Raw genomic sequence first — 23,695 nt, 5'->3', positions numbered from 1 at the left:
CCGGTGTCGGCGTGCTGATGGGTTTGAGCGTAGTCAAACCCTCGGCATCCGACTAGTGGGCTGTTTCAACGCGCAACAAAACCTGGCGGTTTTTCACCTGGGCACCCCGTGTGACGTGTAATTGCCTGACCACGCCGTCGATGCCGGCCTTGAGTGGGTGCTCCATTTTCATCGCCTCGAGCACCATCAGCAGTTGGCCTTGGTGCACCGGGCTGCCTTCGCTGACCAGCACCTCGATAATGGCACCGTCCATGGGGGCCTGGAGTGTCCCGTCACTGGCGCTGGCCTGGGCGGCGACCGGGGCCAGGGTCCGATCCTGCAAGTGCAGGCCGCCGGGGCGGGTGGACAGCCAGAGATCGTGGCCATCGAGGCGCCAGGCATGGCGCTGGCGAATCCCGTCGATGACCAGCGTTGCACCCTGCGCGTCAACGTCGAGCAGCTTCAGTTCGATCAGGCGTCCGGCACTGCGGATGTTCAGTGTCCCGTCGGCTTCGGCCTCAAGGCTCAGCACCCAGTCGCGCTCCCCAACGCCGATCCGGCAATGCCGCGCCGTGCCGAGGCTGTTGCGCCATCCACCCAGACCGGGGGCATGCCGTGCCTGCGAAGCCTGATAAAACGCTGCCGTGGCGATGGCCAGTTGTTCGGCCGAGGGCTCAAGGGGCAGGAGCGCCGAATGATCGGCAAAGTGCTGCCCGATGAAACCGGTGCTGACGTCGCCGTCGATGAAGCGCGGATGTGCCAGCAGCCCGGCGAGCAAGCGCTGGTTGCTCTGGACCCCAAGCAGCACACAATCGTCCACCGCTCGCAACAATTTACGGCGGGCCTCTTCGCGGGTGACGCCGTAGGCGATGAGTTTGCCCAGCATCGAATCGTAGAACGGGGTAATGACCTGGCCCTCCAGCAGGCCATGGTCGACTCGCACATCGTCGCGGATGGGCGGCTCCCAGCCCACCAATCGCCCGGTCTGGGGCAGGAAATCCGCCGCCGGGTCCTCGGCGTACAACCGCGCTTGCAGGGCATGGCCGCTGAACGTCACCTGGTCCTGGCGCAGGGGCAGCGGCTTGCCGGCGGCGACGTCCAATTGCCAGGCCACCAGATCCAGGCCGGTGATCAACTCGGTGACCGGGTGTTCGACCTGCAGGCGCGTGTTCATTTCCAGGAAGTAAAACTGGCCGTCCGCCGCGAGCAGGAATTCCACGGTCCCGGCACCGATGTAATTCACTGCACGCCCCGCCTTGAGCGCCGCCTCGCCCATGGCTTGGCGCAGGTCGGCGGTCATGACCGGGCAGGGCGCTTCCTCGATGATTTTCTGGTGGCGCCGCTGGATCGAGCAGTCCCGTTCGCCCAGGTGGATCAACTGACCATGATGGTCGCCGAAGACCTGCACTTCCACATGCCGTGGATCGATCAACGCCTGTTCGAGGATCAATTCGTCGCTGCCGAAGCCGTGCAGGGCTTCCGAGCGTGCGCTGCGCAATTGCTCCAGCAGGTCTTCGGCGCACTGGACCAGGCGCATGCCGCGGCCGCCACCGCCGGCGCTGGCCTTGATCATCAGCGGGTAGCCGATGCGCCCGGCTTCGCGCTGCAGCGCGTCGTCGTCCTGGGCCGCGCCCTGGTAACCGGCAATGCAGGGAACGCCGGCCTGGATCATGGCGATTTTCGCGCGGCGCTTGCTGCCCATCAGGTCGATGGCTTCGGGGCTGGGGCCGATGAAAACGATGCCGGCGTCTGCGCAGGCTTGGGCGAACCCGGCATTTTCCGAAAGAAAACCGTAGCCGGGGTGGAGCGCATCGGCACCGCTGCGCCGGGCCGCGTCGAGAATGGCCAAGGGGTCGAGGTAGGACTGCTGCACCGGGGCCGGACCGACCAGCACGGCTTCATCGGCCATGCGCACGTGCAGCGCATCGGCGTCGGCTTCGCTGAACACCGCCACGGTGCGATAACCCAGGGCCTGGGCGGTGCGCTGGATGCGACAGGCGATTTCGCCACGGTTGGCGATGAGGATTTTGCTGAAGGTGGGCATGGTTGCTCCCGGGGGGTTGCGGTGGCTATCAGGGCCTCATCGCGAGCAAGCTTTGCTCCCACAGGCGAATGCACTCGCCAGGCATTGTGGGAGCAAGCTTTGCTCTCACAGGCGAATGCACTCGCCAGGCATTGTGGGAGCAAAGCTTGCTCGCGATGGCTGCCTGGCAGGCGTTGTATTCATTTTTTCTTCCCCGGCAAAATGCCCATGAGCTTGCAGATGATGCCCAGCATGATTTCGTCGGCGCCGGCACCAATGGACACCAGCCGTACGTCGCGATAGGCCCGGGCGACCGGGTTGTCCCACATGAAGCCCATGCCGCCCCAGTACTGCAGGCAACTGTCGGTGGTTTCCCGGGCCAGGCGTCCGGCCTTGAGCTTGGCCATCGACGCCAGGCGTGTGACGTCCTGGCCGTGGATGTACTGCTCGGTGGCCTGGTAGACCAGCGCCCGCAGGCATTCGATCTCGCTGGCCAGTTCCGCCAGGCGAAAGTGGATCACCTGGTTGTCGATCAGGGCCGCGCCGAAGGTCTTGCGTTCCTTGCAGTACGCGATGGTGCTGTCGATGCAATGTTCCAGGCCCTTGAGCATGTTGGCCGCGCCGAACAGGCGTTCTTCCTGGAATTGCAGCATCTGCATCATGAACCCGGCGCCTTCCTGGCCGATGCGATTGCGTTGTGGCACCCGCACGTCATCGAAAAACACTTGGGCGGTTTCCGAGCTGCGCATGCCGAGTTTGTCCAGGTGCTGGCCGAGGCTGATGCCGGGGCTGCACATCGGCACCATGATCAGCGATTTGTTGACGTGGGGCTGGTCGTCCGAGGTGTTGGCCAGCAGGCAAATGAAATCGGCGCACGGCGCATTGGTGATCCACATCTTGCTGCCGTTGATGACGTAGTCATCGCCGTCCTTGCGCGCCGTGGTCTTGAGCCCGGCGACGTCGGAGCCGGCACCGACTTCCGAGACGCCGATGCAGCCCACCTGTTCGCCGCGAATGGCCGGGCGCAGGAACGCTTCACGCAACTCATCGGAGCCGAAACGGGCCAGGGCCGGGGTGCACATGTCGGTCTGCACGCCGATGGACATCGGCACGCCGCCGCAATGAATGGTGCCGAATTCCTCGGCCGCGACGATCGAATAGCTGTAGTCCAGGCCCATGCCGCCGAAGGCCTGCGGCTTGGAAATGCCCAGCAGGCCCAGCGCGCCGGCCTTGCGGAAAATCTCGTGGATGGGGAAGCGCCCGGCCTGCTCCCATTCGTCGACGTAGGGGTTGATGTCGTGGTCGACAAACTGGCGAACGGTGCGCCGCAGTGCCTCGTGTTCCTGGGTGAAGATCATTTTTATTGTTCTCCTGTGAGTCGTGGAGCGTCCTCAGAAACGGGCCACGCCGAAACTGTTGGCTTGCAATGGCCGCTGTTCGGCTTCGTGACAGATGTCCAGCAGGTAGCCCAGCAAGGTGCGGGTGTCACGCGGGTCGATGAGCCCGTCGTCCCACAGGCTGGCGCTGCCGTAGAGGGCAGTGGACTGGCTGTCGAGTTTCTGCGCGGTGGTGTGCTCGAGCAGGTCCAGCATCTTCGGGTCGGGGCTCAGGCCGTTCTTGAGTTGCGTGGCCTCGGTGACCAGCCGCAGGACTTTGCCGGCCTGGGCGCCGCCCATCACGGCGGTGTGGCTGTTGGGCCAGGCGAAGATGAAGCGTGGGTCAAGCCCGCGGCCGCACATGGCATAGTTGCCAGCGCCATAGGAGCCGCCCACCACGACGGTCAGCTTGGGCACCCGGGCATTGGCCACCGCCTGGATCATCTTGGCGCCGTGCTTGATCACCCCTTGTCGCTCCGACTCCGTGCCGACCATGAATCCCGTGGTGTTGTGCAAAAACAGCAACGGCGTGCGGCTCTGATCGCACAACTGGATGAACTGCGCGGCCTTGCTGGCGCCTTGGGGCGTGATCGGCCCGTTGTTGCCGATCAGGCCGCAGGCATGGCCGCGAATGCGCAGGTGGCCGCAAATCGTCTGGGGGTCGAATTCGCTTTTGAAGGCCAGGAAATGCGAGCCGTCGGCGATACGGGCAATGATTTCCCCCACGTCATAGGGTTTCTTCGGGTCGTCAGGCACCAGTCCCAATAATTCGTCGGCGGGGTAGAGCGGCTCGGTCCAGGTCCGTTCGGGCTGTGGCGGCAATTGTGCATTCCAGGGCAGCAAGTCGAGGATTTCCCGAGCCAGGCGTATGCCATCGGCGTCGTTCTCGGCCAGGTATTCGGCGGTGCCGGCCACCTGCGCGTGCATCAGCGCACCGCCCAGTTCCTCTTCGCTGGCCACTTCGCCGGTCGCGGCCTTGAGCAACGGTGGCCCGGCCAGGAACAGCCGCGCCTTGTCGCGCACCACCACCACGTAATCCGACAAACCCGGTTGATAAGCGCCACCGGCCGTGGCCGAGCCATGCACCACGGTGATTTGCGGCAGGCCCATGGCCGACATACGCGCCTGATTGGCGAAGCAGCGCGCGCCTTCGACGAAAATCTGCGCAGCGTAATTGAGATTGGCGCCGCCACTTTCGGCCAGGGTGATGACCGGCAGTTTGTTTTCCATGGCGATCTGTTGCAGGCGCAGGGTCTTGTGCAACCCGCTGGGGGAAATCGTGCCGCCCTTGATCGCGCTGTTGTTGACCACCACCAGCACCCGCACCCCGGACACATAGCCGATCCCGGCGATCAGGCCGCCGCCGGCCTGGCTGCCGTCCTTGTCGTCATGGAGTTTGTAGCCGGCCAGGCTCGCCAGTTCGAGAAACGGCGCCCCGGGGTCCAGCAGCAGGTTCAGGCGCTGGCGCGGCAGCAGTTGGTCGCGCTGGTCGAACTTGCCCTGGGCCTGGGCGGCTTTCTCCACCACGGCCCGTTCGAGCTGGCGCAACTGTTCGACGCCGGCCAGCATCGCCGCGTGGTTGCGCGTGAAGTCAGCGCTGTGGGGATCCAGGTGCGATTCGATGACCGGCATGCAGACTCCTCGTGTTGGAACGGATCAGCTGAACCCTTGTGGCGCTGATCGTTTACTTGCCATGGCGACCATCCCTTAGCCGACCCGGTCGGCAATGTGCTGCGGCACCGGTATCTGGATCTCCAGCAACTGCTGGGCGAACGCCTTGCCTTGGGGATCGATGCGCAGGCTGGCGACACCGCCGCCGCCGAGGGCGTTTTCCAGCAGGAAATTCAAACCGTGGATGCCCGGCAGGTACCAGCGTTCGACCCGGCCCAGCAGCGGGTCGAGCACGTGGCTCATCCAGTCGACCATCACCTCTGGGGTCAGCGCCTCGGAGATCCAGGGCAGGTATTCGGGTTCCCGGGCGATCACGCCGATGTTGCTGTGGTTGCCCTTGTCGCCGGAACGCGCCACTGCCAGTTTGATCAGCGGCACGCTGGCGTCGGCCTGGCCCTGGGGTTTGGGCGGGGCCGGGGCGACCGGCAGATCGACGGTGTGCAGCGGTTCGACAGCGGGCAGGGGGCAAGGGTGGCGCTGGCCGTCGAGTTCGATGTCGAGCCGGCAGGTGGCTTTTTCGACCAGGAACGAGAACAGGCGAATCAACGGTGACACCGTCGGCCGGCCGCCGACCAGGCCGGTCAGTCCCGGCGCCATGCCAGTGGCGGCCTGGGCGATTTCCCTGGAAAACAGCACCAGCGGTTGTTTGTCCGGGTGCCGTACCGCCAGTTTGATCACCACCTCACGGCTGTCCCGGCGCTGGCCGTGCTGGCCATAAGTGGCTTCGCTGCCCAGCAGTTCGATGCTCACTTCGCTGTAGGGCGCCCAGCCACGTTGGTGCAATAGCTGCGAGGTCTTGGCGACAATCGCCTGGCTGACCCGTTCAGCCTTGGCCACTGCATCGATGCCGGCGATCAGGCAAGTGGCGGTGCAGCGCCAACCGTCCAGCCACGTGGCGCAGACCTTGTATCGATCGCTGGGCGGCAGGCCCTTGGCCCCATGGACGCGCACGGCGTGCTTGCCCTGCTGGATCAACCTGACCTGGCTGAAATCACAGATTACGTCGGGTAACAGATAACCTTGCGGGTCGCCGATTTCGTAGAGCAGTTGCTCGCCGACGGTCAACGGCGTGACCAGCCCACCGCTGCCTTCGGTCTTGGTGACAATGAATGGGCCGTCGGCGCTGACCTCGACGATAGGAAAGCCGATGTGCTCGTAATCCGGCACGTCCTGCCAGTCGGTGAAATTGCCGCCGGTGCACTGGGCGCCGCACTCGATGAGATGCCCCGCCAGTGCGGCCTGGGCCAATCGGTCGTAATCGTCCCAGGCCCAGCCAAATTCATGCACCAGGGCGGCGCTGACCACGGCACTGTCCACCACGCGGCCGGTGATCACCACATCGGCGCCCAGGCGCAGCGCCTCGACGATACCGGGCGCGCCGAGGTAGGCATTGATGGACACACACGTGGCTGGCAAGGGCTCGCCGCTGAACATCTCGCGGATATCTTGGATGGCGAGTCGTTCACCTTGCGGTTGCAGGTCATCGCCCAGCAGCACGGCGATCTTCAGCGCTACGCCAGCCTGGTCGCAGGCGGCTTGCAAGGCCTTCGCGCAGGCCTGGGGATTGACCCCGCCGGAGTTGCTGATGACGCGGATCCCGTCGTCATGCAACTGCTGGAGCAGCGGGGTGAGGACTTCGATGAAGTCCGTGGCATAGCCGCTCGATGGGTCCTTCAGGCGCGCCCCGGCCATGATCGACATCGTGATTTCGGCCAGATAGTCGAACACCAGGTAGTCCAGATTCCCGCCCTCGACCAGTTGCGCCGCCGCGGTGCAGGTATCGCCCCAAAAGGCGCTGGCGCAACCGATTCGGATCGTTTTGGGCATGGCGTTCCCTCCGGCAAAGGTGGTTCGAGACTACCAAGCAAGCGCTTGGTTTGTAAACGTCCACCGGTTCTTCGGGCCGAGCGCTTGCTTGGTTGCCTCGCTCGGCTTAAATTGCCCGCGCCACCGATGCTTTGGTGTGCGATGGCGGCGCGTTGGTGGATCGACTGTAGGAGAGAATGGGTGGACGAGCAAAAAGCCCAGGGCGTGATGCGTGAGCTGGTCGACAACGGGCAACTGACCGACCCGGACAGTGCTCGCGGCAAACTGCTCCAGACCGCCGCCCACCTGTTTCGCAACAAAGGCTTCGAGCGCACCACGGTGCGCGACCTGGCCAGTGCCGTGGGCATCCAGTCGGGCAGTATCTTTCATCATTTCAAAAGCAAGGACGACATCCTGCGGGCGGTGATGGAAGAAACCATCCGCTACAACACCGCGTTGATGCGCGCCGCCCTGGCCGAAGCCGACAGCGTGCGCGAGCGGGTGCTGGCGCTGATTCGCTGCGAATTGCAGTCGATCATGGGCGGCACGGGCGAGGCCATGGCGGTGCTGGTCTACGAGTGGCGTTCGCTTTCGCAGGATGGACAGCGACATGTGCTGGCCCTGCGTGATAGTTATGAAGCGCTGTGGCTCGAGGTCCTGGGCCAGGCCAAGGAGGCCGGGTATATTCGCGGGGACGTGTCCATTACCCGGCGCTTCCTCACGGGGGCGTTGTCCTGGACCACCACCTGGTTTCGCGCCGAAGGCAGCCTGAGCCTCGATGAACTGGCCGAGCAGGCCTTGATCCTGGTGCTTGAAGAAAAACAATAATCGAGCGGTGCTATAAATGGCCGTGTGGCTGGCTAAGCGGCTGAAACCGCCTAGCTTGATTGTAGTGATGGGGACTTTTGGGGAGTGGGTTATCTTGACGTTTTCGCCGATGGGGATGACCTCGCGTGTACTGCTGGCCACTCTGGCCGTTTTCCTGGCGTTGCCACTCGAGGCGGCGCAACTGGTGAGGATCGGCGCGGCGCATTTTCCGCCCTATACCGTTCGTCCCGAGAACGGCGCCGACACCGGCCTGCTGCCGCAGATGGTGGAGGCCTTGAACCAGTCGCAAAGCGACTATCAGTTCGTACTGGTGCCAACTTCGATCCCGCGCCGGTTCAATGATTTCAAGCAGGGCCGGGTCGACATGGCGATTTTCGAGAACCCCGAATGGGGTTGGCAGGAGGTGCCGCACACTGCGGTGGACATGGGCCTGGAAGATGCGGAAGTCTTCGTCGCTCAGCGCCAGCCGGAGCGACAGCAAAGTTATTTCGCCGATCTCAGGGGCAAGCGCCTGGCGCTGTTCAGCGGTTATCACTACGCCTTTGCCGAATTCAACGCCGACCCCAAGTTCCTCATCGGCCAATACAACGCCACGCTGACGTATTCCCACGACAGCAATTTGTTGATGGTGTTGCGCGGGCGGGCGGATATCGCCCTGGTGACCCGTTCGTACCTCAACGATTACGTGCTGCGCAATCCCGAAGTCGGCCCGCAATTGCTGGTGTCCGAGCGCATCGATCAGGTTTACCACCATTACGCGCTGATCCGCCCGCAGGCGCCCATTTCCAGTGAGGCGTTTGCACAGTTGCTGCAAATGCTGCGGGATAACGGTCAGTTGCTGAAGATTTTCCAGCCTTACCAGATCCAGCTGGTGCCCACGCATTCCCATTGAAGGCGACACTAAATTTCCCTCCCCGGCTCACGTCACACGTTGACTACCGACGACTACGCGAGCCGCTCCCATGTCCAACCTCAACCACCCGACGACGCTGCCCTTGCCTGGTGGCCGTCGCCTCGGCGCCGATGAAACCGAACGCCACCTGAGCCTGATGCTTGAAGGCGCGCCGCTGATCCGGCTGCGCCTGGTGCGCGGTCCCGCGTTGCATGTGCATTTGCAGGAAATCAATGATCGCCCGGTGGGCCCGGCGCTGTGGGCGGCCTGCTATTGGCTGTTTGCCCGCGACCCCGAATGTCAGCACCTGACCTGGCACCTCGACGAACGCCCCGGCGAAGCCTTGCTCAGCGGTTTATTGACGGGCACCGAGCGTGCCGGTGAATACCGTTGCGAGCGCACGATGTTCTGGCAATTGCCGCAGCCCTGGTTGGGGGAGTCGTTCAGCGGCAGTTACCCGCAACAGATGATCATCACCGATGGCCGCCGCCATCCACGCCGGCCGATGAAGCCGCGTGGCGAGGTGTACCGGCGTTTCGATGCGCGGTTGGGGGCCTGGGTGTCCTTGCGCACCGTGGAAATCGAGCAGGACCTGGAGCGATTCAACCGCTGGCAGAACAGCCCGCGGGTGGCGAGTTTCTGGCAGGAGGAGGGCAGCCTGGAACAACATCGTGAGTACCTGGGCAAGCTGCAGGCCGATCCCCGGGTCCTGACCCTGATCGGTTGCTTCGATGACCAGCCGTTCGCCTACTTCGAAGCCTATTGGGCCAAGGAAGACCGGATCGCGCCGTTCTATGAGGCCGACCACTACGACCGCGGCATCCACATGCTGGTGGGCGAAGAGCAGCACCGCGGGCCGCACAAGGTGGCGAGCTGGCTGTCGGCGCTGGTGCACTACCTGTTCCTGGACGACCCGCGCACCCAGCGTGTGGTGGCCGAACCTCGGGCCGACAATGCCCGGATGATCGGGCACCTGCACAACCAGTGCTTTCATTGCGAAAAGGAATTCGATTTCCCCCACAAGCGCGCGGCACTGATGATCCTGGGGCGTGAGCGGTTTTTTGATCGGTGTGGGTTGATGTGAGGTTCAGCTCGGCCCAAGTGGCTGCCGTCAGGACGCTATCGCGGGCAAGCCTTGCTCCCACAGGATCTCTATCAGGCACCTTTTTGTGAACAGGTAACCTGTGGGAGCAAGGCTTGCCCGCGATGGGGCCGGAACTGCTGCCCGCATTACCGCCGGGCGAAAGTATCCCCCCGAACCCCCGACACCTTGCGGCAATGCACCAGGGCGTCGCGGATCATGAAGTTCACCAGGGTCGGCGAGACGCCCAGTTCCTTGGCGATGTCCTTCTGTGGCACGCCGTGCAGGCGGTACATCTCGAAGGCATAGCGGGTACGGCTGGGCAGTTCGGTCAGGGCGTCGGCAATGTGCTCCAGCGTGGAGAAGTTGATATGGGAGGTTTCTGGCGAAGCACCCTGGATCACCACGTTCAACCCTTCCTCTTCCGGTCCCGAGTACCGTTGTTCCAGCGCCTGCTTGCGGTAGTGGTCGATCGCCAGGTTGCGCACGATCTGGAACAGATAGCTGAGCTGCGCCTTGAACGAGGAGGTGATCTGCGGCGCCGATTGCAGCCGGAAAAAAGCGTCCTGTACCACATCTTCCGCGCGGGACCGGCAACCGGTAATGCGCGCCGCGATCTTGACCAGGATCAGTCGGTTATCGACGAACGCCTGGAGTAACGGTGAGTCGCACCTGCTTGTGGATACTTGTTCCGTCATGGAATTCACCTTGCTGCAAAAAGTTAGCGGGACGTCCGGATGGCGGACCCGTCCTACACATCGAGCGCCAAATTAGGCTTAATGATAATGATTGTCAATTGAGAAGGAGAATTATTGGTGCAATAAAATCCAGCCTCGGCCCCGCGACCCATTGCCGCGGCGCGTGACTGTCGGATGCTTCGCTGCAGGGTGTGGTGAGTCGGCGGCCCGACTAATTATTTGTCGGGGCTATCCGTTCCATGGGGGACAACTTGCAAGCCGAATTCAGGCAGGAAACCCCCATGACCGACGCGTTCGAACTCCCCAGCACCCTGGCTCATGCCCTCCAGCGCCGCGCCGCGCTGACGCCGGACCGGGTGGCCTTGCGCTTCCTTGCCGACACCCCGGAGCAGGGTGTGGTGTTGAGTTATCGCGAGCTGGACCTGCGCGCCCGGACCATTGCCGGCGCCTTGCAGGCCGAAGCGGCACTGGGCGATCGCGCCGTGCTGCTGTTCCCCAGCGGCCCGGATTACGTCGCAGCGTTCTTTGGCTGCCTCTATGCCGGGGTGATTGCCGTTCCGGCCTATCCACCGGAGTCCGCCCGTCGCCATCATCAGGAGCGTTTGCTGTCGATCCTCAAAGACGCCGAACCGCGCCTGCTGCTCACCAGCAGTGATCTGCGCGAGCCGCTGCAAGCCATCGAATCGGCGCCGCCGGTGTTGTGCGTCGATACCCTCGACCCGGCCTGCGCCGGGCAATGGCGGATGCCGACGCTGCAGGACGATGACATTGCGTTCCTGCAATACACCTCCGGTTCCACCGCGTTGCCCAAGGGCGTGCAGGTCAGCCACGGCAACCTGGTGGCCAACGAATTGCTGATTCGCCATGGCTTCGGCATCGACCTGAACCCCGACGACGTCATCGTCAGTTGGCTGCCGCTGTACCACGACATGGGTCTGATCGGTGGCTTGTTGCAGCCGGTGTTCAGCGGCGTTCCCTGCGTATTGATGTCTCCGGCTTATTTCCTGGCCCGACCCCTGCGTTGGCTCGAAGCGATCAGCGAGTACGGCGGCACCATCAGCGGCGGCCCGGATTTCGCCTACCGGTTGTGTAGCGAGCGGGTCAGTGATTCGGCCCTGCAGCGTCTCGACCTGAGCGGCTGGCGTGTGGCCTATTCCGGCTCCGAGCCGATCCGCCTCGACACCCTGGAGCGTTTTGCCGAGAAGTTCGCCCCGTGCGGCTTCACGCCGGACAGTTTCATGGCCTCCTATGGCTTGGCCGAAGCGACCTTGTTCGTCGCCGGCACGCCACGCCGCCACGGCATTCCTTCGCTGCGGGTGGATGACGCGGCGCTGGCGCAAAACCGGGTCGAGCCGGGGCAGGGCGGCGCGGTGATGAGTTGCGGTGTCAGCCAACCCGGGCACGCGGTGCTGATCGTCGAGCCCGCCACGTTGCAGCCGTTGGCCGATAACCAGGTCGGTGAAGTCTGGGCCGCCGGGCCGAGCATCGCCCTGGGCTACTGGCGCAACCCCGAAGCCAGCGCCAAGACCTTTGTCCAGCACGACGGCCGGACCTGGCTGCGCACCGGGGACCTGGGGTTCCGGCGTTGCGGCGAACTGTTCATCACCGGTCGCCTGAAAGACCTGCTGATTGTGCGTGGGCACAACCTCTATCCCCAGGACATCGAGCAAACCATCGAGCGCGAAGTGGAAGTGGTGCGCAAGGGCCGGGTGGCGGTGTTCGCGGTCAACGACAACGGCGAGGAAGGCATCGGCATCGCCGCGGAAATCAGCCGCAGCGTGCAGAAAGTCCTGCCGCCAGAGGCCTTGATCAAAGCCATTCGCCAGGCCGTGGCCGAGGCCTGCCAGCAAGCCCCGAGCGTGGTGGTGCTGCTCAACCCCGGCGCGCTGCCCAAGACCTCCAGCGGCAAGTTGCAGCGCTCGGCCTGCCGCAGCCGATTGGCCGACGGCAGCTTGGACAGTTATGCGCAGTTCCCGTCCGTCGAAGTCGACGGGGTTGATGAGTTTGCCCCAGCCTCCGAGTTGCAAGCCCTCATCGGCCAAGTCTGGCGGGAGCAATTGCAGGTCGAGCAGGTCCAGGCCGACGATCATTTCTTCCTGCTGGGCGGCAACTCCATCGCCGCCACCCAGGTGATTGCACGATTGAGCGAAACCCTCGGGCTGGCGCTCAACCTGCGCCTGTTGTTCGAAGCCCCGACCCTGGCTGCGTTCACGGCAGCGGTGGCGAACCAGCAGCAGGACGGCGGCCGGGCCCAGGGTGCGATCAGCGCATTGCCGCGCCACGCGCCACTGCCACAGTCCCTGGCGCAGAACCGTTTGTGGATCACCTGGCAGCTCGACCCGACGAGCCGCGCCTACAACATTCCCGGCGCCTTGCACCTGCGCGGCGAGCTGGACGAAGACGCGTTGCGCGCCAGTTTCCAGCAACTGATCGAGCGTCATGAGTCCTTGCGCACGCGGTTTCTGGAACGCGATGGCGTGGCCTTGCAACAGGTCGATCCGGCTGGCGAATTCAAGCTGCAGGTGATCGATCTCAGTGACGAACCAGGGAGCCGGCGCGAAGCCCGGGCGCGGCAGGTTCGAGAAGACGAAGCGGCCACGCTGTTCGATCTGGAGAAGGGGCCGCTGCTGCGGGTCACCCTGTTGCGCCTCGACGAGGATGACCATCAACTGCTGGTGACGCTGCACCACATCATCGCCGACGGCTGGTCGATGAATGTATTGCTCGAAGAATTCTCCCGGTTGTATGCCGCCGCCTCCCAAGGCCAGATCGCCGAGTTGGCGCCGTTGCCCTTGCAATACGCCGACTACGGCAGTTGGCAACGCCAGTGGCTCGCCGAGGGTGAGGCCGAGCGCCAACTGAGCTACTGGAAGCAGCAACTGGGCGCTGAACATTCGGCCCTGGTGCTGGGCACGGATCACCTACGTAGCGCTCAACGTCTGCGCAGCGCCGCGCGGCACAGCCTGCGTCTGGACAAGGATCTCGGCGAGGCCCTGCGCCATGTGGCCCAGGCCCATGACGCGACGCCGTTCATGCTGTTGCTGGCGGCCTTCCAGGCGCTGTTGCAGCGTTACACCGGGCAATCCGACATCCGCGTCGGTGTGCCCAATGCCAACCGTCCGCGCCTGGAAACCCAGGGGCTGATCGGCTTCTTCATCAACACCCAGGTCTTGCGCGGGCAGGTCGATTCCCGTCAACCGTTCGCCGCGCTGCTGGCCCAGGCCCGGGAAGCCACGCTCGGAGCCCAGGCCCACCAGGACCTGCCGTTCGAACAACTGCTCGAAGCGTTTCCCGAAGCGCGCGAACAAGGCCTGTTCCAGGTGATGTTCAACCACCAGCAGCGTGACCTGAGTGCCTTGCGCCGTTTGCCGGGGTTGCTGGCCGAGGAATTACCGTGGCACAGCCGCGAAGCCAAGTTCGACCTGCAATTGCACAGCGAAGAAGATCGCAACGGCCGGCTGACCCTCTCGTTCGACTACGCCGACGAACTGTTCGAGGCGACGACCATCGAGCGGCTGGCAGTGCATTACTGCAACCTGTTGCGAGCGGTCTGTGCCGATCCGCAGCAAGCCATCGGCGATGTGCCGCTGTTGACCGCCGATGAGCATAGCCAACAGCAGCAGTGGAGCGCGGCCCCGTGCGCGCCGGCCAGCCAATGGTTGCCGGAGCTGTTGAACGAGCAGGCCCGCTGCACGCCGCAACGAATCGCCCTGCGCTGGGACGGCGGTCAACTCGATTATGCCGAGCTGCACCTCCAGGCCAATCGCCTGGCCCATTACCTGCGGGACAAGGGCGTTGGCCCGGACGTGTGCGTGGCGATTGCCGCCGAGCGCTCGCCGCAGTTGCTCATCGGCGTGCTGGCCATCATCAAGGCCGGCGGTGCCTATGTGCCGTTGGATGCGGACTACCCGGCCGACCGCCTGGCCTACATGCTCGACGACAGCGGCGTCGACTTGCTGCTGACCCAAACCGCGTTGCTCGAACGCTTGCCGGCTTGCGAGGGTGTCAGCGTGATCGCCATGGACGCCCTGCACCTGGAACAATGGCCGAGCAACCCGCCGGGCCTGCACCTGCACGGCGATCACCTGGCCTACGTGATCTACACCTCCGGCTCCACCGGCCAGCCCAAAGGCGTCGGCAATACCCACGCGGCCCTGGCCGAGCGCCTGCAATGGATGCAAGCGACCTACCGGCTGGATGCCAGCGATGTGCTGATGCAAAAGGCCCCCATCAGCTTCGATGTGTCGGTCTGGGAATGCTTCTGGCCGCTGATCACCGGCAGCCAACTGGTGCTGGCCGGCCCCGGCGAGCACCGTGATCCGCACCGCATCGCCCAGTTGGCGCAGCAGTTTGGCGTCACCACGCTGCACTTCGTACCACCGCTGTTGAGCCTGTTCGTCGACGAACCGCTGAGTGCCCATTGCAGCAGCCTGCGACGGGTCTTCTCTGGGGGCGAAGCCTTGCCGGCCGAGTTGCGCAACCGGGTGCTGGCGCGCCTGCCGTCGGCGCAATTGCACAACCGCTACGGCCCGACCGAAACCGCGATCAACGTCACCCATTGGCAGTGCACTGAAGCCGATGGCGAGCGCTCGCCGATTGGGCGGCCGTTGGGCAACGTGCTGTGCCGGGTGCTCGACAGCGACCTCAATCCCGTGCCGGCCGGTGTGCCGGGCGAGCTGTGCATCGGCGGCCTGGGCCTGGCCCGGGGTTACCTCGGTCGTCCGGGCCTGAGCGCCGAGCGTTTCGTCGCCGACCCAATCGGGCCGGCCGGGTCGCGGTTGTACCGCACCGGCGACCGGGCACGTTGGAGCGCCGACGGCGTGATCGAATACCTCGGTCGCCTAGACCAGCAGGTCAAACTGCGCGGTTTCCGGGTCGAACCGCAGGAAATCGAAGCGCGCCTGCTGGCCCAGGACGGCGTCGCCCAAGTGGCGGTGCTGGTGTGCGACACCTCGGCTGGCCAGCAGTTGATCGGTTATTACACCGCGCCTGAGGTTGCCCTCGGCCAGGACGAATTGAACACCCGGCTCAAGGCCGCCCTGGCCGCCGAGCTGCCGGACTACATGGTGCCTGTTCAACTGCTGCGCCTGGACGCCATGCCCCTGGGTCCGAGCGGCAAGCTCGATCGCCGCGCCTTGCCCGAGCCGCAATGGCAGGTGCGCGAGCACGTCGAGCCGGTCAGCGCCCTTGAGCAGCAAATCGCTGGTATCTGGCGCGACGTGCTGGGCCTTGCGCGCGTCGGCCTGCGGGATGATTTCTTCGCTTTGGGCGGCCATTCGCTGTTAGCGACGCAGATCATTTCCCGCACCCGCCAGGTCTGCGACGTCGAGCTGCCACTGCGCACCTTGTTCGAGGCCAGTGAGCTTGGGGCTTTCGCCGAACAGGTGCGCTTGATCCAGGGCAGCGGCCAGACCAACCGCCAGCCGCCCATCGAGAAGGTCGACCGCAGCCAACCGGTGCCGCTGTCGTATTCCCAACAGCGTATGTGGTTCCTCTGGCAGATGGAGCCGGACAGCCCGGCCTACAACGTCGGCGGCATGGCGCGCTTGCGCGGGGTGCTGGATGTCGGGCGCTTCGAGGCGGCCTTGCAGGCGTTGATCCTGCGCCACGAAACCCTGCGCACCACGTTCCCGAGCGTCGACGGTGTGGCTCGCCAACAGGTGCACGGCGAGACGGGCCTGCGCATGGGCTGGAAGGACTTCTCGAGGCTGGCTGCGGACATTCGCCAGCAGCGGGTGCAGCAACTGGCGGACAGCGAGGCCCACCAGCCTTTCGACCTGGAAACCGGTCCGCTGCTGCGGGCCTGTCTGGTCAAGACCGCCGAGCATGAGCATTACTTTGTGCTGACGCTGCACCACATCGTCACCGAAGGTTGGGCGATGGACATTTTCGCCCGTGAACTGAGCGCGCTGTACGAAGCCTTTGTCGACGACCGTGAATCCCCGCTGGAACCGTTGCCGGTGCAGTACCTGGACTACAGCGTCTGGCAGCGCCAATGGCTGGAATCCGGCGAGCGTCAACGGCAGTTGGACTACTGGACCGCGCAACTGGGCCGCGAACATCCGCTGCTGGAGCTGCCCGGCGATCGCCCGCGTCCGTCGGTGCAAAGCCATCGCGGCGAACTGTTCCGTTTCGATCTCAGCGATGAATTGGCAGCGCGGGTCCGCGCCTTCAATGCGCAGCAGGGCCTGACCCTGTTCATGACCATGACCGTCGCCCTGGCCGTGCTGCTCTACCGCTACAGCGGCCAGACCGACCTGCGCATCGGCGCGCCAGTGGCCAACCGCATCCGCCCGGAAAGTGAAGGCTTGATCGGTGCGTTCCTCAACACCCAAGTGCTGCGTTGCCAGCTCGACGGGCAGATGTCGGTGGGCGAATTGTTTGAGCAGGTGCGCCACACCGTCATCGAAGGCCAGTCCCATCAGGATTTGCCGTTCGATCATTTGGTGGAAGCCCTGCAACCACCGCGCAGTGCGGCCTACAACCCGTTGTTCCAAGTGATGTGCAACGTGCAGCGCTGGGAATTCCAGCAGAGCCGCACCCTGGCCGGCATGAGCGTCGAATACCTGGTCAACGACGCCCGGGCCACCAAGTTCGACCTCAACCTGGAGGTCACCGACCTGGATCAGCGACTGGGGTGCTGCCTGACCTACAGCACCGACCTGTTCGACGAACCGCGCATCGCACGCATGGCCGGGCACTGGCGCAATCTGCTGGAAGCGTTGCTGGACGATCCGGCCCGGCGGCTGAGCGAGTTGCCGTTGCTGGGCGCCAGCGAGCAGCAACAACTGCTCGACAGCCTGGGTGTCGAGCCCGGTGAGCATCGCCTGGACCAGTGCCTCCACGCACTGTTCGACGAACAGGCCCGGGCGCGTCCCGACGCCCCAGCCCTGACCTTCGCCGGGCAGACCCTGACGTATGCGCAACTGGACAGCCACGCCAATCGCCTGGCCTGGAGCCTGCGCGAGCGAGGCGTTGGGCCGCAGGTGCGGGTCGGTCTGGCCCTGGAGCGTTCGCTGGAAATGGTCATCGGCCTGTTGGCGATCCTCAAGGCTGGCGGTGCCTATGTGCCGCTGGACCCGGAATACCCGCTGGACCGCTTGAGCTACATGATCGAAGACAGTGGCATCAGCCTGCTGCTCAGCGACCGGGCGATGCTCCAGGCCCTCGGTGCATTGCCTGAGGGTGTGGGGTGCTGGTGCCTGGAAGATGATTCGGCGGCCCTGGCCCAATACCCGGATCACTCGCTGCCGCTGATCAATCTGCCACAGCATCAGGCGTACCTGATCTACACCTCCGGTTCCACCGGCAAGCCCAAGGGCGTGGTGGTGTCCCACGGTGAAATCGCCATGCATTGCCAGGCGGTGATCCAGCGCTTTGGCATGCGCCCGGACGATTGCGAACTGCATTTCTATTCCATCAACTTCGACGCGGCCACCGAACGCCTGTTGGTGCCGTTGCTCAGTGGCGCCCACGTGGTGCTGCGGGCCCAGGGCCAGTGGGACGCCGAGGAAATCTGCGGGCTGATTCGCCAGCACCGCATCAACATCCTCGGTTTCACCCCCAGCTACGGCAGCCAGTTGGCGCAGTGGTTGGCGACCCAAGGGCAGACCTTGCCCGTGCGCATGTGCATCACCGGCGGCGAAGCCCTGACGGGCGAGCATTTGCAGCGCATTCGCGCCGCGTTCAGCCCGAGCCTGTTCTTCAATGCCTATGGCCCGACCGAAACCGTGGTCATGCCCCTGGCAAGCCTGGCCCCAGAGCAATTGGAGGAGGGCGCGGCCAGTGTGCCGATTGGCAGCGTGATTGGCGCCCGGGTGGCGTACATCCTCGACGCCGACCTGGCGTTGGTGCCGCCAGGCGCCACGGGTGAGTTGTATGTCGGCGGCGCCGGTCTGGCCCAGGGGTATCACCAGCGTCCGGGCATGACCGCCGAGCGTTTCGTCGCCGACCCGTTCGCCACCGAGGGCGGGCGCCTGTATCGCACCGGCGACCTGGTGCGCCAGCGTGCCGACGGGCTGGTGGAATACCTGGGACGGATCGACCATCAGGTGAAAATCCGTGGTTTCCGTATCGAGCTGGGGGAAATCGAAACCCGTCTGCTGGAACATGAGGCGGTGCGCGAGGCGGTGGTCCTGGCCCTCGACATGCCTGGCGGCAAGCAACTGGCCGGCTACCTGGTGAGCGACATCGCCAGCCAGGACGACGAGCAACAAGCGGCTCTGCGCGAGGCACTGAAAAACCATCTCAAGACCCAACTGCCGGACTACATGGTGCCCACGCACCTGATCCTGCTGGCGAGCATGCCGCTGACCGCCAACGGCAAGCTCGACCGCCGCGCCTTGCCGCTGCCCGATCTTGAGCTCAATCGCCAACACTACGTGGCGCCGAGCAATGCTCTGGAGCAGGCCCTGGCGGCGATCTGGTGCGAGGTGCTGAACGTGACGCAGGTGGGCCTCAACGATAACTTCTTCGAGCTAGGCGGCGACTCGATCCTGTCCATCCAGGTGGTCAGCCGCGCCCGACAGCAGAGTATTCATTTCACCCCCCGGGACTTGTTCCAGCACCAGACCGTACAGACCCTGGCCGCCGTTGCCACGCGCAGCCAGCAGGTGCACGCCGAGCAGGGGCTGTTGCAGGGTGAATCGGGGCTGACGCCGATTCAGCACTGGTTCTTCGACCGTCCGATCCCCAACCGGCATCACTGGAATCAGGCGCTGGTGCTGGAGCCGACCACGGCCCTGGCACCGCAACTTCTGGAACGGGCGTTGCACGCCGTCTTCCAGCACCACGATGCCTTGCGCCTGGGCTTCGACAAAAGCGCCGGGCAGTGGTGCGCCGAGCACCAGTCGTTGTCTGGCGCCGTGCTGTTGCAGCAGGTCTGCGTGGACACCGCGCAGGCGTGCGAAGCGTTGTTCGCCGAGGCGCAGAGCCGTTTCAATCTCGCCACCGGGCCGTTGCTGCGTGCCGTGCTGGCGCAGTTCCCGGATGGCCAGCAACGGGTGCTGATCGTCATCCATCACCTGGTGGTGGACGGTGTGTCGTGGCGGGTGCTGCTGGACGACCTGCAAACTGTCTATCGCCAGCTCAGCGCCGGGCAGGCGCTGCAACTGCCGGCCAAGACCAGCCCGTTGCGTGACTGGGCCGCGCGTTTGCAGGCCTACGCCGGCAGCGAATCTTTGCGCGAAGAACTGGATTGGTGGCAAGCGCAGTTGAGCGGTGCGCCATTGGCGTTGCCGTGCGCCAATCCTGACGGCGGGCTGCAGGAACGTCACGCGCAAACCGTCAGCGTGCACCTGGACGCCGAGCGCACCCGGCAACTGCTGCAACGGGCGTCGAGCGCCTATCGCACCCAGGTCAATGACCTGCTGCTCACGGCGCTGGCCCGGGTGCTGTGCCGTTGGAGCGGCCATGATTCGGCCTTGGTCCAGCTTGAAGGCCACGGCCGTGAAGCGCTGTTCGACGACCTCGACCTGACCCGCACCGTGGGCTGGTTCACCAGCGTCTATCCTGTGCGCCTGAGTCCAGCGGCCGCAGATTTCAGTGTCTCGATCAAGAGCATCAAGGAGCAACTGCGCGCGGTGCCCCACAAGGGCCTCGGCCATGGCGTGCTGCGTTACCTGGCGGACGCGGCGACTCGCGAGGCGATGGCCGGCCTGCCGCACGCGGCGATCACCTTCAACTACCTGGGGCAGCTCGACCAGACCCTCGGTCAGGATGCGCTGTTCCAGCCGCTGGATGCGCCGTTGGGGGCGATCCACGATCCCGATGCACCGTTGCCCAACGAACTGAGCGTAGACAGCCAGGTCAGCGGCGGCGAGCTGGTGCTGCGCTGGACCTTCAGCGCTCAGCGTCACGACCCAGAGGCCATCGCCACGCTGGCCGAGGCCTACCTCGATGAGTTGCAACGCCTGATCGAACATTGCCTGACGGACGAAGCGGGCGGCCTGACGCCATCGGATTTCCCCCTGGCGAAGCTGACCCAGGGCCAGCTCGACAGCCTGCCCGTGCCGGCCGCGCAGATCGAAGACGTCTACCCGCTGACGCCCATGCAGGAAGGCATGCTGTTGCATACCCTGCTGGAACCGGGCACCGGCCTGTACTACATGCAGGATCGCTACCGCATTAACAGCGAACTGGACCCGCGGCGTTTTGCCCAGGCCTGGCAGGCGGTCATCGCTCGCCACGAAGCCTTGCGCGCCTCGTTCTGCTGGAACGTCGGCGAAGACATGCTGCAAATTATCCACAAGCCGGGCCGCACGCCGGTGGATTACCTCGACTGGTCCGAGGTGCTGGAAGACGCCCAGGAAGCCAAGCTCCAGGCCCTGCTCAAGGATGAACGCGAGGCCGGTTTCGATCTATTGAACCAGGCGCCCTTCCACCTGCGGCTGATCCGGGTCGGCGCGGCGCGCTACTGGTTCATGATGAGTAACCACCACATCCTCATCGATGCCTGGTGCCGTTCGCTGCTGATGGACGATTTCTTCGAGCTCTACACCGCCCTGGGCGAACAGCGCGAGCCGCAGTTGGCCGTGCCGCCGCGCTATCGCGACTACATCGGCTGGCTGCAACACCAGAGCCTGGACGACGCCCGGCAGTGGTGGAAGCGCAACCTGCAAGGCTTTGAGCGGACCACGCCGATCCCTGGCGACCGGCCGTTCCTGCGCGAGCACGCCGGTGACAGCGGCGGCATGATCGTCGGCGACTGCTACACCCGTCTCGATGCCCGGGACGGCGCACGGCTGCGGGAACTGGCCCAGGCCCACCAACTGACGGTCAACACCTTCGCCCAGGCGGCATGGGCCCTGGTACTGCGCCGGGTCAGCGGCGACCGCGACGTGCTGTTCGGCGTCACCGTGGCCGGACGCCCGGTGGAACTGCCACAGATGCAACGCACCGTGGGGCTGTTCATCAACAGCATCGCCCTGCGCGTGCAGATGCCCGAGGACCATCAGCGCTGCAGCGTGCGCCAGTGGCTCAGCGATTTGCTGGACCGCAACATGCAACTGCGCGAGTACGAATACCTGCCGCTGGTGAGCATCCAGGAAGTCAGCGAACTGCCCAAGGGCCAGCCGCTGTTCGACAGCCTGTTCGTGTTCGAGAACGCGCCGGTGGAAGTCTCGGTGCTGGACCGTGCCCAAAGCCTCAATGCCACCTCCGACTCGGGGCGCACCCACACCAACTTCCCGCTGACGGCGGTCTGCTACCCGGGGGATGACCTGGGACTGCACCTTTCGTACGACCAGCGCTACTTCGATGAAAGCACCGTCCAGGGGCTGTTGGGCGAGTTCAAACGGTTGCTGCTGGCGTTGATGGAGGGCTTGCACGGCGACATGAGCGAGCTGCCGCTGATCGGTGCCGAAGAACAGGACTTCCTCATCGAGGGCTGCAACCAGAGCGCGCATGCCTATCCGCTGGAGCAGAGCTACGTCGAGCTGTTCGAGGCGCGGGTCGCGGCCCATCCCCACCGCCGTGCGGTCAGTTGCCTGGACGCGAGCTACAGCTACGCCGAGTTGAATGCTCGCAGCAACCGCCTCGGCCACGCCCTGATCGCGGCCGGTGTCGGCCTGGATCAGCCGGTGGCGTTGCTGGCTGAACGGGATGCACAACTGCTGGGCATGATCATCGGCAGTTTCAAGGCCGGTGCCGGCTACTTGCCGCTGGATCCGGGCCTGCCGAGCCAGCGCCTGAGCCGCATCATCGAACTGAGCCGCACGCCGCTGTTGGTCTGCACTCAGGCCTGTCATGCCCAGGCGCTGGCGCTGCTGGAGGAGTTCGCCTGTGCCGGGCGGCCGAAGTTGCTGGTGTGGGAAGCCATCCAGGCCAGCGCTGTGTCGCAGGAAAACCCCGGCGTCTACAGCGGGCCGGATAACCTGGCCTACGTGATCTACACCTCCGGCTCCACCGGCCAGCCCAAAGGCGTGATGGTGGAACAGCGCGGCATGCTCAACAACCAATTGAGCAAAGTGCCGTACCTGGCGCTGAGCGAGGCGGACGTGATCGCCCAGACGGCGTCCCAAAGCTTCGATATTTCGGTCTGGCAGTTCCTCGCCGCACCGTTGTTCGGCGCCCGGGTCGACATCGTGCCCAACGCCATAGCCCACGACCCGCAAGGGCTGCTGGAGCATGTGCAACACCAGGGCATTACCGTGCTGGAAAGCGTGCCGTCGCTGATCCAGGGCATGCTCGCCCAGGACCGTATCGGTCTGGACGGCCTGCGCTGGATGCTGCCCACCGGCGAAGCGATGCCGCCGCAGTTGGCTCATCAATGGCTGTTGCGCTACCCGGATATCGGCCTGGTGAACGCCTACGGTCCGGCGGAATGCTCCGATGACGTAGCGTTTTTCCGGGTCGACATGGCCTCGACCCGTGGCACTTACTTACCGATTGGCACGCCTACCGATAACAACCGTTTGTACCTGCTCGACGGCGCGCTGGACCTGGTACCGCTCGGCGCGGTGGGCGAGTTGTGCGTGGCGGGCACGGGGGTTGGACGCGGTTATGTCAGCGATCCGTCGCGCACCGCCCCGGTCTTTGTGCCGAACCCTTTTGGGGCACCGGGGGAGCGGCTGTATCGCACCGGCGACCTGGCGCGGCGGCGCAGCGACGGGGTGTTGGAGTACGTCGGGCGCATCGACCATCAGGTGAAGATCCGGGGCTACCGCATCGAACTGGGGGAAATCGAAGCGCGGTTGCATGAACAGCCGGAAGTGCGCGATGGGGCGGTGGGCGTCCAGGAGGGCGCCAATGGCAAGCATCTGGTGGGCTACCTGGTTGCCACCGATTCGGCACTGAAACCCACCGAACGCCTGGAGCGCATCAAGCAGCGCCTGCGGGCCGAGCTGCCGGAGTACATGGTGCCGCTGCACTGGCTGTGGCTCGACTGCCTGCCCCTCAACGCCAATGGCAAACTCGACCGCAAGGCCTTGCCGGCTCTGGAGATCGGCCAGTTGCAAAGCCAGGACTATCAGGCGCCCGGCAATGAGCTGGAGCAGACCCTGGCGGACATCTGGGCCCAGGTGCTGAAAGTCGAGCGCGTGGGCGTGCGGGACAACTTCTTCGAGCTGGGCGGTCATTCCTTGCTGGCGACGCAAATCGCCTCACGGGTGCAAAAGGCCCTGCAACGCAACGTGCCGCTGCGGGCGATGTTCGAGTGCAGCACGGTGCAGGAACTGGCCGACTACATCGATGGCCTGGCGGCCAGCGAAATCACTGAGGAAAAGGTGGATCGGTTGAATGATTTGATGGCGGAGTTGGAAGGAATGTAGTTTTGCGGCGTCTATAGAGGCCTCATCGCGGGCAAGCCTTGCTCCCACAGGGATCGGCTGCGAGCAGATTATC

9 protein-coding genes are annotated in these 23,695 nt (G+C 64.7%); 4 read left to right on the top strand and 5 right to left on the bottom strand.

Features of this window, described 5'->3' with window-relative positions:
* Window positions 1-52 precede the first annotated feature (52 nt).
* The 4 genes from AB4N80_RS25415 to AB4N80_RS25400 form a co-directional block, all read right to left on the bottom strand.
* Window positions 53-2,023, bottom strand: a complete 1,971-nt coding sequence (locus AB4N80_RS25415; RefSeq protein WP_122567866.1) for an acetyl/propionyl/methylcrotonyl-CoA carboxylase subunit alpha — start codon at window positions 2,021-2,023, stop codon at window positions 53-55.
* A 179-nt stretch (window positions 2,024-2,202) separates the two neighbouring features.
* Complete coding sequence (atuD, locus tag AB4N80_RS25410; RefSeq protein WP_305470333.1) at window positions 2,203-3,360, bottom strand: citronellyl-CoA dehydrogenase; 1,158 nt, start codon at window positions 3,358-3,360, stop codon at window positions 2,203-2,205.
* Between the two features lie 33 nt (window positions 3,361-3,393).
* Window positions 3,394-5,010, bottom strand: a complete 1,617-nt coding sequence (gene atuC / locus AB4N80_RS25405) for a geranyl-CoA carboxylase subunit beta (RefSeq protein ID WP_122567868.1) — start codon at window positions 5,008-5,010, stop codon at window positions 3,394-3,396.
* A gap of 75 nt (window positions 5,011-5,085) precedes the next feature.
* Window positions 5,086-6,876 carry an acyclic terpene utilization AtuA family protein gene (locus tag AB4N80_RS25400; protein WP_460079434.1) on the bottom strand — a complete coding sequence of 597 codons (1,791 nt, stop codon included), beginning with the start codon at window positions 6,874-6,876 and terminating at the stop codon, window positions 5,086-5,088.
* A gap of 180 nt (window positions 6,877-7,056) precedes the next feature.
* Here AB4N80_RS25400 and AB4N80_RS25395 point away from each other — a divergent pair, with 180 nt between their 5' ends.
* The 3 genes from AB4N80_RS25395 to AB4N80_RS25385 all read left to right on the top strand — a co-directional run bounded on the left by AB4N80_RS25395 (window position 7,057) and on the right by AB4N80_RS25385 (window position 9,659).
* On the top strand, window positions 7,057-7,683 hold the full coding sequence (locus tag AB4N80_RS25395) for a TetR/AcrR family transcriptional regulator (RefSeq protein WP_122567870.1): 627 nt from the start codon (window positions 7,057-7,059) through the stop codon (window positions 7,681-7,683).
* Window positions 7,684-7,798: 115 nt separating this feature from the next.
* On the top strand, window positions 7,799-8,575 hold the full coding sequence (locus AB4N80_RS25390) for a substrate-binding periplasmic protein (RefSeq protein WP_163006840.1): 777 nt from the start codon (window positions 7,799-7,801) through the stop codon (window positions 8,573-8,575).
* Window positions 8,576-8,645: 70 nt separating this feature from the next.
* The gene (locus tag AB4N80_RS25385; RefSeq protein ID WP_122567871.1) at window positions 8,646-9,659 is read left to right on the top strand and encodes a GNAT family N-acetyltransferase; all 1,014 of its coding nucleotides are present in this window, start codon (window positions 8,646-8,648) and stop codon (window positions 9,657-9,659) included.
* Between the two features lie 146 nt (window positions 9,660-9,805).
* On the opposite strand, the gene AB4N80_RS25380 is transcribed toward AB4N80_RS25385, so the two are convergent.
* Window positions 9,806-10,354 carry an RNA polymerase factor sigma-70 gene (locus tag AB4N80_RS25380; RefSeq protein WP_092327046.1) on the bottom strand — a complete coding sequence of 183 codons (549 nt, stop codon included), beginning with the start codon at window positions 10,352-10,354 and terminating at the stop codon, window positions 9,806-9,808.
* 281 nt (window positions 10,355-10,635) lie between these two features.
* Here AB4N80_RS25380 and AB4N80_RS25375 point away from each other — a divergent pair, with 281 nt between their 5' ends.
* Window positions 10,636-23,622 (top strand): non-ribosomal peptide synthetase, encoded by a 12,987-nt coding sequence (locus tag AB4N80_RS25375; RefSeq protein WP_460079431.1) that lies wholly within the window; start codon window positions 10,636-10,638, stop codon window positions 23,620-23,622.
* Window positions 23,623-23,695: the final 73 nt, after the last annotated feature.

The sequence above is a fragment of the Pseudomonas sp. H3_A02 genome (assembly GCF_054671965.1).
Note: the sequence above shows the minus strand (reverse complement) of the source record. Positions and strands in the feature narration are given on the sequence as shown.